The 15,249-nt window shown below is 66.0% G+C and carries 17 protein-coding genes; 5 read left to right on the top strand and 12 right to left on the bottom strand.

Features of this window, described 5'->3' with window-relative positions:
- The first annotated feature begins 46 nt into the window (after positions 1 to 46).
- Positions 47 to 1,153 (top strand): hypothetical protein, encoded by a 1,107-nt coding sequence (locus tag ACVI1L_RS32280; protein ID WP_141343073.1) that lies wholly within the window; start codon positions 47 to 49, stop codon positions 1,151 to 1,153.
- Positions 1,154 to 1,212: 59 nt separating this feature from the next.
- Here ACVI1L_RS32280 and gmk read toward each other — a convergent pair whose 3' ends face one another.
- The 9 genes from gmk to ACVI1L_RS32235 form a co-directional block, all read right to left on the bottom strand.
- The gene (gmk, locus tag ACVI1L_RS32275; protein ID WP_076832200.1) at positions 1,213 to 1,866 is read right to left on the bottom strand and encodes a guanylate kinase; all 654 of its coding nucleotides are present in this window, start codon (positions 1,864 to 1,866) and stop codon (positions 1,213 to 1,215) included.
- A gap of 3 nt (positions 1,867 to 1,869) precedes the next feature.
- Positions 1,870 to 2,757: a YicC/YloC family endoribonuclease gene (locus tag ACVI1L_RS32270; protein WP_141343071.1), complete on the bottom strand. Its 888-nt coding sequence runs from the start codon at positions 2,755 to 2,757 to the stop codon at positions 1,870 to 1,872.
- 212 nt (positions 2,758 to 2,969) lie between these two features.
- Positions 2,970 to 4,220, bottom strand: coding sequence for an endolytic transglycosylase MltG (mltG, locus tag ACVI1L_RS32265; RefSeq protein WP_076831963.1), 1,251 nt, complete (start codon positions 4,218 to 4,220; stop codon positions 2,970 to 2,972).
- A gap of 226 nt (positions 4,221 to 4,446) precedes the next feature.
- Complete coding sequence (gene fabF / locus ACVI1L_RS32260) at positions 4,447 to 5,712, bottom strand: beta-ketoacyl-ACP synthase II (protein ID WP_057019881.1); 1,266 nt, start codon at positions 5,710 to 5,712, stop codon at positions 4,447 to 4,449.
- 96 nt (positions 5,713 to 5,808) lie between these two features.
- Complete coding sequence (locus ACVI1L_RS32255; RefSeq protein ID WP_002716125.1) at positions 5,809 to 6,048, bottom strand: acyl carrier protein; 240 nt, start codon at positions 6,046 to 6,048, stop codon at positions 5,809 to 5,811.
- A 289-nt stretch (positions 6,049 to 6,337) separates the two neighbouring features.
- Positions 6,338 to 7,075 (bottom strand): 3-oxoacyl-[acyl-carrier-protein] reductase, encoded by a 738-nt coding sequence (gene fabG, locus ACVI1L_RS32250; RefSeq protein WP_141343070.1) that lies wholly within the window; start codon positions 7,073 to 7,075, stop codon positions 6,338 to 6,340.
- A gap of 21 nt (positions 7,076 to 7,096) precedes the next feature.
- On the bottom strand, positions 7,097 to 8,050 hold the full coding sequence (fabD, locus tag ACVI1L_RS32245) for an ACP S-malonyltransferase (protein ID WP_225159083.1): 954 nt from the start codon (positions 8,048 to 8,050) through the stop codon (positions 7,097 to 7,099).
- Between the two features lie 441 nt (positions 8,051 to 8,491).
- Positions 8,492 to 9,517: a fatty acid desaturase family protein gene (locus ACVI1L_RS32240; protein ID WP_456784731.1), complete on the bottom strand. Its 1,026-nt coding sequence runs from the start codon at positions 9,515 to 9,517 to the stop codon at positions 8,492 to 8,494.
- Positions 9,514 to 10,230: a TetR/AcrR family transcriptional regulator C-terminal domain-containing protein gene (locus ACVI1L_RS32235; RefSeq protein ID WP_456784730.1), complete on the bottom strand. Its 717-nt coding sequence runs from the start codon at positions 10,228 to 10,230 to the stop codon at positions 9,514 to 9,516. The genes ACVI1L_RS32240 and ACVI1L_RS32235 overlap by 4 nt, the downstream gene beginning before the upstream one ends.
- A gap of 337 nt (positions 10,231 to 10,567) precedes the next feature.
- Here ACVI1L_RS32235 and rpsF point away from each other — a divergent pair, with 337 nt between their 5' ends.
- The 4 genes from rpsF to rplI all read left to right on the top strand — a co-directional run bounded on the left by rpsF (position 10,568) and on the right by rplI (position 13,027).
- Complete coding sequence (rpsF, locus tag ACVI1L_RS32230) at positions 10,568 to 11,032, top strand: 30S ribosomal protein S6 (RefSeq protein WP_029083529.1); 465 nt, start codon at positions 10,568 to 10,570, stop codon at positions 11,030 to 11,032.
- 6 nt (positions 11,033 to 11,038) lie between these two features.
- Positions 11,039 to 11,278, top strand: a complete 240-nt coding sequence (rpsR, locus tag ACVI1L_RS32225) for a 30S ribosomal protein S18 (RefSeq protein WP_016844287.1) — start codon at positions 11,039 to 11,041, stop codon at positions 11,276 to 11,278.
- A 126-nt stretch (positions 11,279 to 11,404) separates the two neighbouring features.
- Complete coding sequence (locus tag ACVI1L_RS32220; RefSeq protein WP_456784729.1) at positions 11,405 to 12,373, top strand: hypothetical protein; 969 nt, start codon at positions 11,405 to 11,407, stop codon at positions 12,371 to 12,373.
- Positions 12,374 to 12,424: 51 nt separating this feature from the next.
- Positions 12,425 to 13,027: a 50S ribosomal protein L9 gene (rplI, locus tag ACVI1L_RS32215; protein WP_057019875.1), complete on the top strand. Its 603-nt coding sequence runs from the start codon at positions 12,425 to 12,427 to the stop codon at positions 13,025 to 13,027.
- A 49-nt stretch (positions 13,028 to 13,076) separates the two neighbouring features.
- Here the strand turns inward: rplI and ACVI1L_RS32210 are convergent, their stop codons facing one another.
- From ACVI1L_RS32210 to ACVI1L_RS32200, 3 genes are all read right to left on the bottom strand, one after another.
- Positions 13,077 to 13,538, bottom strand: a complete 462-nt coding sequence (locus ACVI1L_RS32210; protein WP_028344793.1) for a PaaI family thioesterase — start codon at positions 13,536 to 13,538, stop codon at positions 13,077 to 13,079.
- Positions 13,535 to 14,140: a TetR/AcrR family transcriptional regulator gene (locus ACVI1L_RS32205; RefSeq protein ID WP_456784728.1), complete on the bottom strand. Its 606-nt coding sequence runs from the start codon at positions 14,138 to 14,140 to the stop codon at positions 13,535 to 13,537. The genes ACVI1L_RS32210 and ACVI1L_RS32205 overlap by 4 nt, the downstream gene beginning before the upstream one ends.
- Positions 14,141 to 14,229: 89 nt before the next feature.
- Positions 14,230 to 15,189 carry a hypothetical protein gene (locus tag ACVI1L_RS32200; RefSeq protein WP_456784727.1) on the bottom strand — a complete coding sequence of 320 codons (960 nt, stop codon included), beginning with the start codon at positions 15,187 to 15,189 and terminating at the stop codon, positions 14,230 to 14,232.
- Positions 15,190 to 15,249: the final 60 nt, after the last annotated feature.

Below are 15,249 nucleotides of genomic sequence, written 5' to 3'. Positions count from 1 at the left end.
TGGGATCTCCAGCGTTTGCGTTAAAAAAGAGATACCGGGGACGCGTATGTCAAATCGTTCAGCGAAATTCGCTGCGGCGCTTGCCGCCAGCATCCTGGCCGGCGCCAGTTGCAGCGCCATGGCCCAGACCGCCGCCAATACGGCCAATAGCACCAACAACACGGCGGACACCTGCCTGGCCGCGCCCAAGGGAACCGCGCCTGCGGGAAGCCACTGGTTCTACCATCTCGATCGCAGCAAGAAGAAGTGCTGGTATCTCGGCGAGGCCAAGAACGAGGCCAAGAACAAGGCCGCCAAGACGGCGACGACGAGCACGCAGCAGCCGCCAGCGGCAGCAGCGCCCGATACCACAACGGCCGACGCGACGCCGCCACAGAGCCAGCCGACGCCGCAGAGCCAGCCCGCGCCGCAGCAGCCGGCGATGCGCAGATCAGTCGCCGATGCCCATGCCGAATGGCCCTCGCCCCAGGTCGCAGCCGTACCTGCGCCAAGCGCCGACGCCGGCCAGGCCGGCGGAACGGCAGCGACGCCCGACCCGGCAGCCACGCCCACCGGTACCAACGCGCAGCCGTCCGACGTGAACGCCAGGTGGCTGGATGCATCGAGCATGGCCGGAACCAACGGAACCAGACGCGCCGCAGACCAGCCGACCGCGGTTGCGCAGGCAGACACGACGCCGCAACCGGCGGCCGCGCCGGCGCCTGCCGCCCCCGCCACGGCCGAAGCGTCCGTGGAGAAGTCACCGTCGTCGACGCAGATGCTGCTGATCGTGATGGTTGGAGCCCTGGCGCTGGCCGGCCTGGTCAGCACGCTGGTTTTCCGGCTGACCCGCACGCGTACGCCGCCTTACGAGACCGAGGATGAGTGGCAGGCGCCGTGGGATTCGCTGCACACCGAGCCGGCGCCCCCGATGGCAGTTGTCAGCCGGGATCGTCCGCTGCGGCTGTCCGAGGCTGCGCCGCGCCGCGCCGAGACGCCCGTTCCGCGCCGTGCGGAGACGCCCGCTCCACGTCGCGCGGAGACGCCCGCTCCACGCCGCGCCGAGAAGCCTGCTCCACGTCGCGAGACTGCGCGTGATCGGGATCAAAGGGAGCAGGACAACAAGCAGATCGCCGCGATGCTGCAGCGGCTTGCGCGCAGCGCGACGAACTAAGGTCCGCTTAGGAAAAAATGCAAACGGACGTGATGCGCTCGCATCACGTCCGCAACGCGCTACTTCTCGAGCTGACGCTGCAGGCCGCGCACGAATTCGGTAAGGCCGGTGCGGCGCTCGCGCTTGAGGCGCTCGGCCTTCAGGATCGACTGCACCTCGGCAAAGGCATCGTCGACGTTGTGGTTGACGACGATGTAGTCGTATTCCGCCCAATGGCTCAGCTCATGACTGGCGCGGCTCATCCGTCCGCGGATGACCTCTTCCGAATCCTGCGCCCGGGTATGCAGCCGCCTCTCGAGATCGGCGGCCGACGGCGGCAGGATGAACACCCGCACCACATCGGCGCTGGCTTTCTGGTGGAGCTGTTGCGTGCCCTGCCAGTCGATATCGAACAGAACATCCTGCCCCACCGCTAGGGCGGCCTCGACCGGCGCACTCGGCGTGCCGTAGCGGTTGTCGAATACGGTGGCCCATTCGAGCAGTTCACCCTGCTCGACCATCTTCTCGAATTTCTTCTTGTCGACGAAGAAATAGTCGCGGCCCTCGACCTCGCCCGGCCGCATCGGCCGCGTGGTCGCCGACACCGACATCTTCAGGCCCGGCTCGCGTTCAAGCAGCATGCGAGACAGCGTCGTCTTGCCGGCGCCCGACGGCGACGACAGGACGAACATCAGTCCGCGCCGCTCTACGCCGTCAAAACCCTGCGCCGTCATCATTCACTCCAGATTCTGGACCTGTTCGCGGAACTGCTCGACCACGTTCTTCATTTCAAGCCCGGTGTTGGTCAGCTCGACGTCGTTCGACTTCGAGCAGCAGGTGTTCACCTCGCGATTGAATTCCTGGGCGAGGAAGTCGAGCCGGCGCCCGACCGGACCGCCCTTGCCGATCATCTCGCGCGCCTGGGCGATGTGCGAGGCGATGCGGTCGAGTTCCTCGCGGATGTCGGCCTTGGTGGCGATCAGGATCGCCTCCTGGTTCAGGCGGTCGGCATCGAAGCGGTCGGACGTCTCGAGCAGGGCCGCGATCTGCTCGGCCAGCCGCGCCTTGATCGCCTCGGGCTTGCGGCCGGGAGCGGTCTCAGCGCGCCTGGCGAGCCGCTCGACCTCGTCCATCCGCTGCATCAGGATCTGCCCCAGCGCATCGCCCTCGCGGCGGCGCATCTCGACAAGGCTGCCGAGCGCCTGCTCGAAGGCCATCGCCGCCGCCTCGCGCGCCGCCTTGTCCTCGTCCTCGTTGCTCTCGGGCTCGACCACCTCAATGACGCCCTTGATGCCGAGCAGTCCGTCGATGCTCGGCGCCACCGCGTCGATCCGCTGCGCGAGCGTGCCGGCGACCTTCACCACGGCGGCGAGCACGTCCTCATTGATCCGGATCGTCTGCGCCGCGTCGGTGCGCTTGACGCTGAGATTGGCGTAGACCGTGCCGCGCGACAGCAGCTCGCCGGCCCGCTTCTTGGCAAGCGCTTCCAGTTCGTCCCAGCCCGGCGGAAGCCGCAACCGCAGGTCAAAGCCCTTGGCATTGACCGATTTCAGCTCCCACTCGAACGTATAGGGACCGCTTGCGCCATGGCTTCGGGCAAAGCCAGTCATGCTCGACAGCGCCATCGCGTGAACTCTCCAACAGAAGGATATGGGACTCACCCGGAGCCTGCGAGACTCGTGGGGAGCCGGTGCGACCTTAAAACGGATTCCGTGAAAGTGGAATTACGTTCCACCACCGGAAAATGCAGAGCTACAGCATGATCCGGAAAAGTGTATGGCGGTTTTCCGAAAGATCATGCTCAAACAAGAAGCTAAAGCGCGATGACGATCGCGCTTTAGCGCTGCACCACCGGCGGCGAATTGGTCTGTTGGGCTGCGCCCTGCCGACCGCGCGGCGGCTTCTTTTGATTGGTGGGCTTCGGCGTCGTCGCCGTGGGATTGGTGTCGGCGCCGGGCGTCGCGGCGGCGGGCGCCGGATCATCCGCGGGCTCGACGGTGTCGTTCTGGATCTGCTTTTCCGACGCGCGCAGCTTGGCGACGTTCTTCGCGTGCTGGTCGTAGGTTTCGGTGAAGGCGTGGCCGCCGGTTCCGTCAGCGACGAAGAACAGGTCGCGGGTGCGCGCCGGATTGGCGGTCGCCTCCAGCGAGGCGCGGCCGGGATTGGCGATCGGTCCGGGTGGCAGGCCGTCGATCACATAGGTGTTGTAGGGCGACGGCTGCGTGATTTCGCTGCGCTTGATCGGACGGCCCAGCGTTCCCTTGCCGCCCACTAGTCCGTAGATGATGGTCGGATCGGACTGCAGCTTCATCCGCTGGCGCAGGCGGTTCACGAACACGGCGGCGACGCGGCTGCGCTCGTCGGCGCGGCCGGTTTCCTTCTCGACGATCGAGGCCAGCGTGACCAGCTGGTCCGGCGATTTCAGCGGCGTGTCGGTGTTGCGGCGTTCCCAGATTTCGGCGAGCACGCGCTTCTGCGCCTGCTGCAGGCGCTGGATCACCTGGTCGCGCGTGGTGCCGCGCGGGAATTTGTAGGTCTCCGGCAGCAGCGTGCCCTCGCGCGGGATCTCGCGCACCGAGCCGGTGAAGATGTCGTTGTCGGAGAGCCGCGTCACGATCTGCTCGGACGTCAGGCCTTCCGGTATCGTGATGGCGTGCTGCACCACCTTGCCGTCGACGATGGTGGCGATGACGTCGCGCAGGCTGGCATTCTTCTGGAACGAATATTCGCCGGGCTTGAGATCGGAGCTTGCCTTCAGCGCGAACACGCCGCCGATGAAGACCCACGGATTGACGTTGATCACGCCCTCACGCGAGAGCACGTCGGCGATGTCACGCTTGCCGGCGCGCGCCGGGATGTTGACGATCTTGTCTTCCTGCAGCGGTCCCGGCGATTCCAGCGCCTGCTTGCCGTAGTAGTACGTCGCTCCGGCGCCGATCATCAGGATGATCAGGATGGTGAAGATGGCATTGCCGACGATCACGAAGGGATTGCGGGCGCGATCCGAGCGCTTGGGCGGCGGCGGAAGCTGTTCGGGCTCCAGCGCGGCGCGTGGACTCCTCGGTGAAATGGGCGGCCTCTCACTCATCGATGCAAACCAATATCCTGCCGGTTGAATCGTGGCCGGGCAAACCCCTGCCCTGCCAATAGCATACGCCCGCTATTAGGAGTCACCGCGGAATACGGCAAAACGGTGGACTAGTTCTAAAGTCCCGTCCCGATCGAATCGGAACGGGACTTTGGATTCTCTTTTTCGACGCGTTTCCTTCACGCGAACCGGCACCCACTTCGCTCGAAAACGCTCTAACGACCTACTAATTGGTCACGCGCTGCACGATCACGGAAGCGTTGGTGCCACCGAAACCGAAGGAATTGGACAGCGCCACATTGACGTCACGCTTGCGCGACGTATGCGGCACAAGATCGATCGCCGTTTGCACCGATGGGTTGTCGAGATTGATGGTCGGCGGCACCACGTTATCGCGAATCGCCAGGATCGCGAAGATCGCCTCGATCGCGCCGGCCGCACCGAGCAAATGTCCGGTCGCGGACTTGGTCGACGACATCGAAACCTTCGAGGCCGCATTGCCGAGCAGACGCTCGACCGCGCCGAGCTCGATCTCGTCGCCGACCTGCGTCGAGGTGCCGTGCGCATTGATGTAGTCGAGGTCGGATGCCGCGAGGCCGGCGCGCTTCAGCGCCATGGTCATGCTGCGGAAGCCGCCATTGCCGTCCGGCGGCGGCGAGGTGATGTGGAAGGCATCGCCCGACAGGCCATAGCCGGTGACCTCGGCATAGATCTTCGCGCCGCGGCGCTTCGCGTGCTCGTATTCCTCCAGCACGAGGACGCCGGCGCCCTCGCCCATCACGAAGCCGTCGCGATCCTTGTCGTACGGCCGCGATGCCTTTTGCGGGGTCTCGTTGAAGCCGGTGGACAGCGCACGCGCCGCGCAGAAGCCGGCGATGCCGATGCGCGAGATCGGCGATTCGGCGCCGCCGGCGACCATCACCTCGGCGTCGCCGAGCGCGATCAGCCGCGCCGCGTCGCCGACCGCATGCGCGCCGGTCGAGCACGCCGTGACCACTGCATGATTGGGCCCCTTCAGGCCGTGCTCGATCGAGACGTAGCCGGAGGCCAGATTGATCAGGCGGCCCGGAATGAAGAACGGAGAGACCCTGCGCGGTCCGCGCTCCTTCAGCAGCACCGCAGTCTCGGCAATGCCGGTGAGGCCGCCGATGCCGGAGCCGATCATCGTGCCGGTGGCGAACTGGTCCTCGTCCGACTTCGGATGCCAGTCGGCATCGTCCAGCGCCTGCTTGGCCGCGCACATCGCATAGACGATGAAGTCGTCGACCTTGCGCTGGTCTTTCGGCTCCATCCACTGATCGGGATTGAAGGTGCCGCCAGTGCCGTCGCCACGCGGAATGTAGCAGGCGACCTGGCTCGGCAGGTCGGACACGTCGAACGTGTCGATCTTCTTGCCGCCGCTGTCTCCGGCGAGGATGCGCGCCCAAGTTGCGTCAACGCCGCAGCCGAGCGGTGTAAGCATGCCCAGCCCCGTGACGACAACTCGTCTCATTTCCACCTCTCCGGCCAGCAATGCGCGGCTGATAATAAGAAGCCGGGGGACCGCTCGATCACGGTCCGTCCGGCCCCGTCAACTTCGCGATCGGCGTCAGCTCTTCGCGTTCTTCTCGAGAAACTTGGTCGCGTCGCCAACGGTCAGAATCGTCTCCGCCGCGTCGTCGGGAATCTCGCAACCGAATTCTTCTTCGAATGCCATCACGAGCTCGACGGTGTCGAGGCTGTCGGCGCCGAGGTCATCGATGAAGCTCGCGCTATCGACCACCTTCTCGGGTTCGACACCAAGGTGCTCGACCACAATCTTCTTAACCCGCTCGCCAATCTCACTCATCGTTCAACCTCGTTGTTCCATTGGACCCGACCCCAAGACGATACGAGCCATCGTGGTCGTCTCGATTACTCAGTCGCGCATAGTCTTGATTCGGCCCGGTCGTAGCCGATTAAAGCCCCGGCGAACGGCAGGCGTCGCCACGCCAATATACAGGGTTTCAAAATCCTGCAATGGCGTTCTTCGCCCATCCACGGGGGCTTCAGCTACCATACTTCCAAAGCCTTGACTACACGCCTGAACCGGCTCCCGAAAACGGCTTTTCGCCGCATTGCGAGAGGCGGCCAGTAGCTCAAATCATAGCCATCCCGCCGTTGACGTGGATCGTCTGTCCGGTGACGTAGGCGGCCTCGTTCGAGGCCAGATAGACCGCCGCGGCCGCGATGTCCTCGGGCGTTCCGAGCCGCGCCGCAGGAACCTTCGCCAGGATGGATTCGCGCTGCTTGTCGTTGAGCGCATCGGTCATCGGCGTCTTGATGAAACCCGGCGCGATGCAATTGGCGGTCACGCCGCGCTTGGCGTATTCGGCGCCCAGCGTCTTGATCAGGCCGATGATGCCGGCCTTCGACGCGGTGTAGTTGCCCTGCCCCGGATTGCCGGTGACGCCGACGATCGAGGTGATCGCGATGATGCGGCCGAAGCGCTTGCGCATCATCAGTTTGGTCGCCGCGCGCGCCAGGCGGAACGTCGCGGTCAGGTTGACCGCGATCACGTCGTCCCAATCCTCGTCGCGCAGCTGCACGAACAGGTTGTCGCGGGTGATGCCGGCGTTGGCGATCAGGATGTCGACCTGTCCCATCGCAGCTTCCGCTGCCGGCACCAGCGCCTCGACATCATCCTTGCTGGAGAGATTGCACGGCAGGACATGCACGCGCGCGCCGAGCTTGGCCGCAAAGCCGTCCAGCACCTCGCGCCGCGTCCCCGAGATCGCTACCGTTGCGCCCTGCGCATGCAGCGCCTGCGCAATCGCGCCGCCGATGCCGCCGGTTGCGCCCGTGACGAGCGCCGTCTTGCCAGTCAGATCAAACATCGAATTCTCCTTCCGGCTGCTTCAAGCCGAAGCCGCGAGCGCGTCCTTGGCCGCAGCGATATCGTTCGGACCGCCGACGGACACGCCGACCGCGCCGTCGGCAATGCGCTTGACGAGGCCGCTCAGCACCTTGCCGGCGCCGATCTCGAAGAACCGCGTCACGCCCTGCCCTGCCATATAGGCAACCGACTCGCGCCAGCGCACGGTGCCCGTGACCTGCTCGATCAGGCGGCGGCGGATCTCGTCGGGATCGGTGATGGCGGAGGCCAGCACGTTGGAGACCAGCGGCGCCGCGGGCGCCTTGATGGTCACCCCCGACAGCGCCTCTGCCATCGCATCGGCCGCCGGCTGCATCAGCTTGCAATGGAACGGCGCCGACACCGGCAGCAGCATGGCGCGCTTGGCGCCCTTGGTCTTGGCGATTTCGACCGCGCGATCGACGGCGGCCTTGTCGCCGGAGACCACCACCTGGCCGCCGCCATTGTCGTTGGCGGCCTGGCAGACTTGTCCCTGCGCCGCCTCGTTGGCGACCGCCACGGCGGTTTCGTAGTCGAGACCGAGCAGTGCGGCCATCGCACCGACGCCGACCGGCACCGCCTTCTGCATCGCGAGCCCGCGGGTGCGGAGCAGCCGCGCGGTGTCGCTGACGGAGAGGCTCCCGGCGGCGGCCAGCGCCGAATACTCGCCGAGCGAGTGTCCGGCAACAAAGGCCGCGTTGCGGCCGACCGAAAAGCCGGCTTCGCTCTCGAGCACGCGCAATGTGGCGATCGACACCGCCATCAGGGCGGGCTGGGCATTTTCGGTGAGCTGCAATGTCTCGCCGGGACCATCCCAGATGATCGCGGTCAGCTTCTCGCCCAGCGCGGAATCGACCTCGTCGAACACCGCCTTGGCCGCCGGAAAGGCGTCGGCCAGGGCCTTGCCCATGCCAACCGCCTGCGAGCCCTGCCCGGGAAACGTAAATGCTGCCGTCATCGGCGATCCCTACCTTGTTGAGCGTGATCTCCGCGCAGGCGCTTTACGCCTGCCGCAGGGGAAAACGGTATCCGCGTCGCGCAAAACGCGCCACAGCGGGTCCGGGCCAATCCCTTGCAACCAAGCCTTGGCAATCAGGCCTTGGCAACCAAGCCTTGGCAGCCCAGGCTTGGCAGCCCAGCCTTGCAACCGGCCCCGGACCGGGCCGTAAGACACTGACGGAGGCGGTGCTGTCAAGCCGCGCCAGAGGAACCCTGGGGATGCCGGTCCCGGCTCCGGGCTAGTGTCCCGAATCCGAAGTTCGCATCATTTGCCGCACCTTCGGAGCGAACTTCGGATTCGATAAGGACACTAGCAAACTTATGATTCTAGTGTGCTTTATGAATGCGAAGTTCGCGAAAGTAGCTGCCGCGAAATCGCACGAACTTCGCATTCAGCACACTAGAACCCGCCGGCATTCTGGTCGGCGTTAACCTCGGCGCCGGCCCTCGCCCGGCGCGCGCTGTTGACCAGCTGGCCCGGACGATCCTCGCTGGCGGGCCTGGCGGTCGCCAGCCGCAGCACGGCGGCGTAGCCCGGCTGCACTTCCATCCGGCCGGCATGGCGGCTTTCGCTGAGGATGCGGTGGACGCGCGGCAGGTTGTAGCAGGGCACGTAGAACAGCAGGTGATGCTCGAGGTGATAGTTCACGTAGTACGGCGCGATGAAGAGACGCTCGAGGACATTGGCCCGCGTGGTGCGGGTGTTGCGCAGGGGATCGGAGCTGTCGGGCACGACGGCGTGTTCGGCAATGTTGCGGATGCGCGTGATCACCATCATCCAGGTCAGCAGCGGCACCAGCCACAACAGCGGATAGGCCCACCACACACCGGCGGCGGCGAGGCCCGCGAACAGCAAGGCGTTGGTGACGCATTGCGGCCCGAGCTTCTGCCGGAAGTTGGCGGCGCGCCGCGACAACGGCCACTCCTTCGGCCCGATCGCATTGAGCAATTGCGCCTTGCGCTGCTGGTAGCCGGTCTGCCCGGTGATATCGCGGAAGAACTTCCGGCGGTAGCTCAGCTTCGTGATCGGAAACGGCGCCGACAGCACGAGATCGGGATCATCCTCCTGCTGCGTCCGCGCATGATGCTGCAGATGATAGCGGCGATAGCCGCGGGTCTCCGCGAAGATCGGATAGGCGCAGAACCACTGGCTCAGCGTCAGGTTGGTCCTCTCGTCCGCCGACAGACAGCCGTGCGCCCCGTCATGCATCAGGATCGCAAGCCCGAGCTGGCGCGAGCCGATGATCGCAACGGCGAGCAGATAGGTCAGCGGATTGGGCCACCACGCGACCAGCGCGATCGCGCCCAGGATCAGCGCCCAGGCATGCACGATCAGGGCTGCGCCCTTCCACGTCGTGCGCTCGCGCACCGCAACCAATTCGTCCTCGGTGAGGAAATCGCGGGCTCGCATGCGAAGCGCGGTCATGTGCCTGTCTCGCCGTCCGTTGAGGATGAAGTGTCGTGATCGCCGACCAGGCGCAGCCGCGTCCCGTCATTGGCCGACGTCGAAGTTGATGTCGCCTGCTCGCCGAGCGCGCGCAGCAATTCGCGGCACATCTCGTCGGCAGCGCGGCCCATCGCAAAACCTTCGACGATCACGCCGATCGCGATCGCCCAGAACCGCCGCGAGCTCTCCTCGGGCGCGCGCAGCGAGCGCCAGCCGTGCCGCTCGACCTGGCCGGCATAGGCGCGCGCGCCCTCGCTGTGCAGACGTTCGATGGTGCGCTCGACAAGGGGCGCGAGGTCCTGCCGGCGCCGCGTGAGGGTCAAGGCCTCCGCGAAGAAAGCGACCGTGTCGGTCGCGGTCACGGTCTCGGCCAGGGCGTGGGTGTAGTCGCGCGGGGTGTGGGCATTCAGGGCGGCCTGCTCGGTCGCGCGCGCGAGATAGAGCATGTCGCGGCCGGCCGCTTCGACGAACAGCGCTTCCTTGGTGCGGAAGTAATAGGTGATCTGGCTCGGAAAGGCGTCCGCGGCCGCGGCGATATCGGAGATCGATGTGCCCGAGAGCCCGCGTTCCTTGAACAGGCGGCTGGCGGCATCGAGCAGCAACGAGCGCATCTTGCGCCCCGCCGATCGCGTCGCGCGGACCGCATGCTTCGGATCGGGCGCAGACATGCCGCTGGCGGTCTCCGAACCCATATCTCGTCCTCCCAAAGATGTTTGTATGATATACAAACAAAGAAATCAACGGTAAATCACCCGAGGTTGCGTCAAACGGCCTGGAGGGCCACGACACCTCGCACATCCGGGGCCGAGAACCCTTGCTTTCGCGGCCAAAATCCGTATAAGCGCGCCATTCGTGGGCTCCGGCCGGGAGCTGAACGGACGGTCTCAGCAAATTCACCCGTTGATTTTGATGTGGCAGGGCCAGTCGGCCCGTCGTCCCGTGCTCCCGCCTTCTGAGCAGCTCGAGTCCTTTCCGAAGGTCTCGAAGGGCTTGTCGCCGGAACCCGCGCCAACACAGGAAAGGACAACCATGCCTCTTTACGAGCATGTTTTTCTCGCGCGTCAGGATGCGAGCACCCAGCAGGTGGATGAACTGACGGCCCAGATGACGGGCATTGTCGAACAGGGCGGCGGCAAGGTCACCAAGACCGAGAGCTGGGGCGTGCGCTCCCTCACCTACCGCATGAACAAGAACCGCAAGGCGCATTTCGTGCTGATGAACATCGACGCACCGTCGGCTGTCGTCACCGAGATCGAGCGCCAGGAGCGGATCAACGAAGACGTCATCCGCTATCTCACCGTGCGCGTCGAAGAGCACGAGGAAGGCCCGTCCGCTATGATGCGCAAGGCCGACCGTGATCGCGAGCGCGACGACCGTGGCGGCGGCTTCCGTGGCGACCGCGAAGGCGGCTTCCGTGGCGACCGCGAGGGTGGTTTCCGTGGCGACCGTGGCCCGCGCCGTCCGCGTGAAGAAGAAGCTGCGACCGAGGAGTAATGAATCATGGCTGATGCTGGTGCCCGCCGTCCGTTTTTCCGCCGTCGCAAGTCCTGCCCGTTCACGGGCGCGAATGCGCCGAAGATCGACTACAAGGATTCCAAGCTGCTGATGCGTTACGTCTCCGAGCGCGGCAAGATCGTGCCGAGCCGCATCACGGCCGTGTCCGCTAAGAAGCAGCGTGAGCTCGCCCGCGCCATCAAGCGCGCGCGTTTCCTCGGCCTCCTGCCTTACGTCATTCGCTAATTGACAACGGCCGGCGGCCCGCGCCGCCGGCCGCTCATTCTCATAAGGCTTCCGGGTCGTCCGGTCGCCGATGGTTGGGGTTCTCGATGCAGGACCCCTAACCGCTCGAAGGGGGCGGGACAGCTGATGATCGGAATATTCACCGTTGCACTCGCAGCCGGCGCCGCGTCGGCGCTGATGTTCGCCTCGATCAGTTCGGGCGCGGCGATCTCGATATTGCTGTTCTATCTCGCACCGCTGCCGATCATGGTGGCGGCGCTCGGCTGGGGCCCCCTCGCCGCCGCTATGGGTGGAGTGGGTGCGGCATCCGTGCTCGGCACGCTCTTCGGCCTTCCCTACAGCATCGCGTTTGCCATGATGGTCGCCGTGCCCGGCTGGTGGCTCGGCCACCTCGCCCTGCTCGGACGGCCGATCGCGGGCGCAGCCGGCGACAGCGCCAAGCAGCGGCCGCCTGCGATTGAATGGTACCCCGTCGGCCGCATCCTGCTCTGGATTGCAGCCTTCGCCATCGTTACCACGACCGCCGCGCTGCTCACGCTCGGCACCGATACCGACACGATCACCGGCACGCTGCGGCGCGGCCTGCTCAAGATGCTCAGCGCCGGCGAAGCGCAGCCCAGCGGTGACATCGAACGGCTGGTCGACGCGTTGGTGATCTTCGCGCCGCTCGCGGCGACGGTCATCTCCATGGTGACGCTGACGCTGAACCTTTGGCTCGCCGGCAAGATCACGCAAACCTCCGGGCGGTTGAATCGGCCGTGGCCGGATTTCCGCACCACGGCGCTTCCCGCCGTGACGTTGGTCGCGCTGCTGGCGGCGGTCGCCGTCAGCTTCATCGGCGGCATGCTTGCGCTGCTGGCGCAGATCGTCACCGCGGCACTCGTAATCGCCTATGCGCTCGTCGGCTTCGCCGTTCTGCACACCTTGACGCTGTCGCTCACCAATCGCGGCTTCTGGCTCAGTGGCATCTATGCGGTCGTCGTCATGTTCGGCTGGCCGATCGTGGCGATGTTCGCGCTCGGCATCGCCGACGCCGTGTTCGGGCTGCGCCAGCGCTATCTGCAAACCAGACCGCCGCCTTTGCCGGCGGCTTGAGATTCGATCCAACCACTTAAACCCGTACTTTGCATCTAAAGGAGAACGAAAATGGAAGTCATTCTGCTCGAACGCGTTGCCAAGCTTGGCCAAATGGGCGAAGTCGTGCGCGTCAAGGACGGGTTCGCCCGCAACTTCTTGCTGAAGCGCGGCAAGGCGCTGCGCGCCACCGAGGCGAACCGCGCCAAGTATGACGGCATGAAGGCCGAGCTCGAGGCCAACAACATCCAGGCCAAGGGCGAAGCCGCCAAGGTCGCCGAGAAGATCGACGGCCGCGACATCGTCATCATCCGCCAGGCCTCCGAATCCGGCCAGCTGTTCGGCTCGGTGACGGTGCGCGACATCGTCGCCGCGCTGGCTGCCGACGGCGTGACGGTGTCGCGCCCGCAGGTCTGGCTCGACTCGCCGATCAAGGTGATCGGCGCGCAGAAGGTGACGATCGCCGTCCACCCCGAGGTCGAGACCAGCGTCACCGTGACGGTCGCCCGCTCCGCCGAAGAGGCCGAGCGGATCAAGCGCGGCGAGGACATCTCGACCCGCCAGGAAGACCAGGACGCCGCCGCCGAGGCGCTCGCCGCCGCCGGCGAATTCTTCGATCCGGAAGCCCAGCACGACGAGGAAGCCGCGCCGGCTCCGGCCGCCGAAGAGAAGTAAGCTTCTCTCCATCGTCCAACCGACTAAACGCTACGAAGCCCGGCCTCGATCAGGCCGGGCTTTGGATTCGTGCCGCCGCCTTGTCGTCGAGCATGGCGATCGACGCCAATGCGGTCGCGGTGTGCTTCTCCTTGCCGTCGATGACGCAGAACACGTCGGCTGCAACGACAGCGACCTGACGTCCCGGCTTGATCACGCGCGCCCGGCAGATCAGACGATCGCCCGAGGCCGGCGACAGCAGGTTCAGCTTGTATTCCGCCGTCAGCGCCGGCTGGCCGCGCGACGTCGCCGCTGCGATCGTGGTGGCGTTGTCGACCAGAAACGCCGTCACTCCGCCGTGAAACAGGCCATGCTGCTGCAACAGCTCCGGCCGGCGGTCGACCGCGAGCGTGCAGGTGCCGCGCGACAGCTCGGCTACCTCGGCACCGACAAGACCCATGAAGCCCTGCCGGCCGACATTGTCGCGAATTCGCGTCGCGATCGGTGCAAAGTCCGGATCGGTCTCGCTCATGAAGTCTCTCCTGTTCGTTCTGGCGCACCCGGCGCCACCACCGCGCGGATCGCGCAGGCGATCAGCGTCTCGACCTGTTCGCGCGGATCGCCGGTGTGGCGGCCCGACAGCCACGCGCGGCAGAAGATCTGTGCCGGTCCGATGATCTGGCTGAAGAACAGCACGGCGCTCATCGGCAGCAATTCGCCGCGCGCGAGCAGCGGCGCACGCCAGCGCTCGATGCCGTCGGTGAGCCGCGAATTCTCGCTGCGCTGCGCGCCGCGCACCTCCTCGCCCCACTCGCTGCGCGAAATCTCGAACAGGAAGCGCGCCTCGCGCCGGTTGCTCACGACCCAATCGAGATGGGCGTGGATCAGCCGCTCAACGCCCTCGCCCGCCCCGCAGCTGGCGTCGACCGAGCTGATGATGGCGGCGTGATAGGCCTGCAGGATTTCCAGGAACAGGGTGCCGGCGAGCGCCTTCTTCGAGGTGAAGAAGTGGAAGAAGCTGCCGTTGGACGCGCGGGCGCGGGAGCGAATCTCGGCCACCGTCGCGCCCTCAAATCCGTCGCGGTCGAACACCGCCAGTCCCGCTGCCAGCAGATCTTCGCGCGCCGTGCTCAAGTCGTCCTCCTGACTAGATTAACACTCTAGAGCACTACTCTAATGATGGTCAAACAAATACGCCGGACCTTGCGGCCCGGCGTTGGCGATTACTTCGAGGTCGGAGCTTCCGGCGGGCCGGAGCCTGGCGTCGTGGGCGGTGGCGGCGGCGGCGCCGTCGCAGTCACCGGCGGCGCGGCTGGCGCCGGAGCGGGAGATGCGGCTGCTCCCGGCTCGGACGCCGCAGGCGCAGCCGCGGCAGGCGCCGGTGTGACCTGCGGAACCGGATCGGATCGCACGGCAGCCGGCTCGCCGCCGCCATTGCTCTTGGGCGCGTCGACCTTTGCCGTGTCGGGCTCGGCGGCAGGCTTCGCCGGCTTCTCGGCTTCACCCTTGTCATCATGCCGGGTGGATGTCTTGGGGTCTGTCTTGGGCTCGTCGCTGGTCGCCGCGCCCTTGGGCACCTCCTCGGACTTCGGCTCCTCGACGGGCTTACCGCGACGACCGTGCTTCTGACGCGACGGCTTGCCCTCGCCCAAGGCCTGCGGCGTCTGGCCGTCGTCCGGCTTCGCGCCCTCCGGCGCCTCGCTCGGGCGGGCCATCCGCTTGCCGCGGTGAGCTGGACGTCCTTCGGGATTCAAGCCATCGCCATCGAGTTTGGCCCCTTCCTGCGGCGCGGCATCCTGGTGCCGTCGGCGGGCCGGACGCTCGGACGGCTGCTCCGGGGACTGGTTCGCCTCCTGCCTGCCTTCCCTACCGCCCTTAGTCCCCTTGGGCTGATCCTTGGCCTGGTAGCGCGGGTCGTTGGCACCATTCGAAATCAGATAGGACGCAAGCACGCCGGCCATGTCGCTGGACGTCGTATAGTGCTGGCGCAGGAAGCCCGGCAGCGAACCGGCCGGCACCGATTTCAGCAGGCCGCGCGGGCTCTTGTGGCAAGCTGTGCAGGTGCTTGCGAAGATCTGGGAGGGGCTCTTGCCGGCCTCGAGGTTTTGCGCCTGCGCCGATACGGCTGACAGGCAGCCAATCAGAAGCGCCACCGTCGCCAGACTGAGGGCTCGGCTCAACATTCCTTAAGTCTCCAGATTCCGGAAAAATCGCCGCCAGCGCCTGATGGATCGGCCGCGGCG

Source organism: Bradyrhizobium sp. USDA 4516, assembly GCF_054055915.1.
Note: the sequence above shows the minus strand (reverse complement) of the source record. Positions and strands in the feature narration are given on the sequence as shown.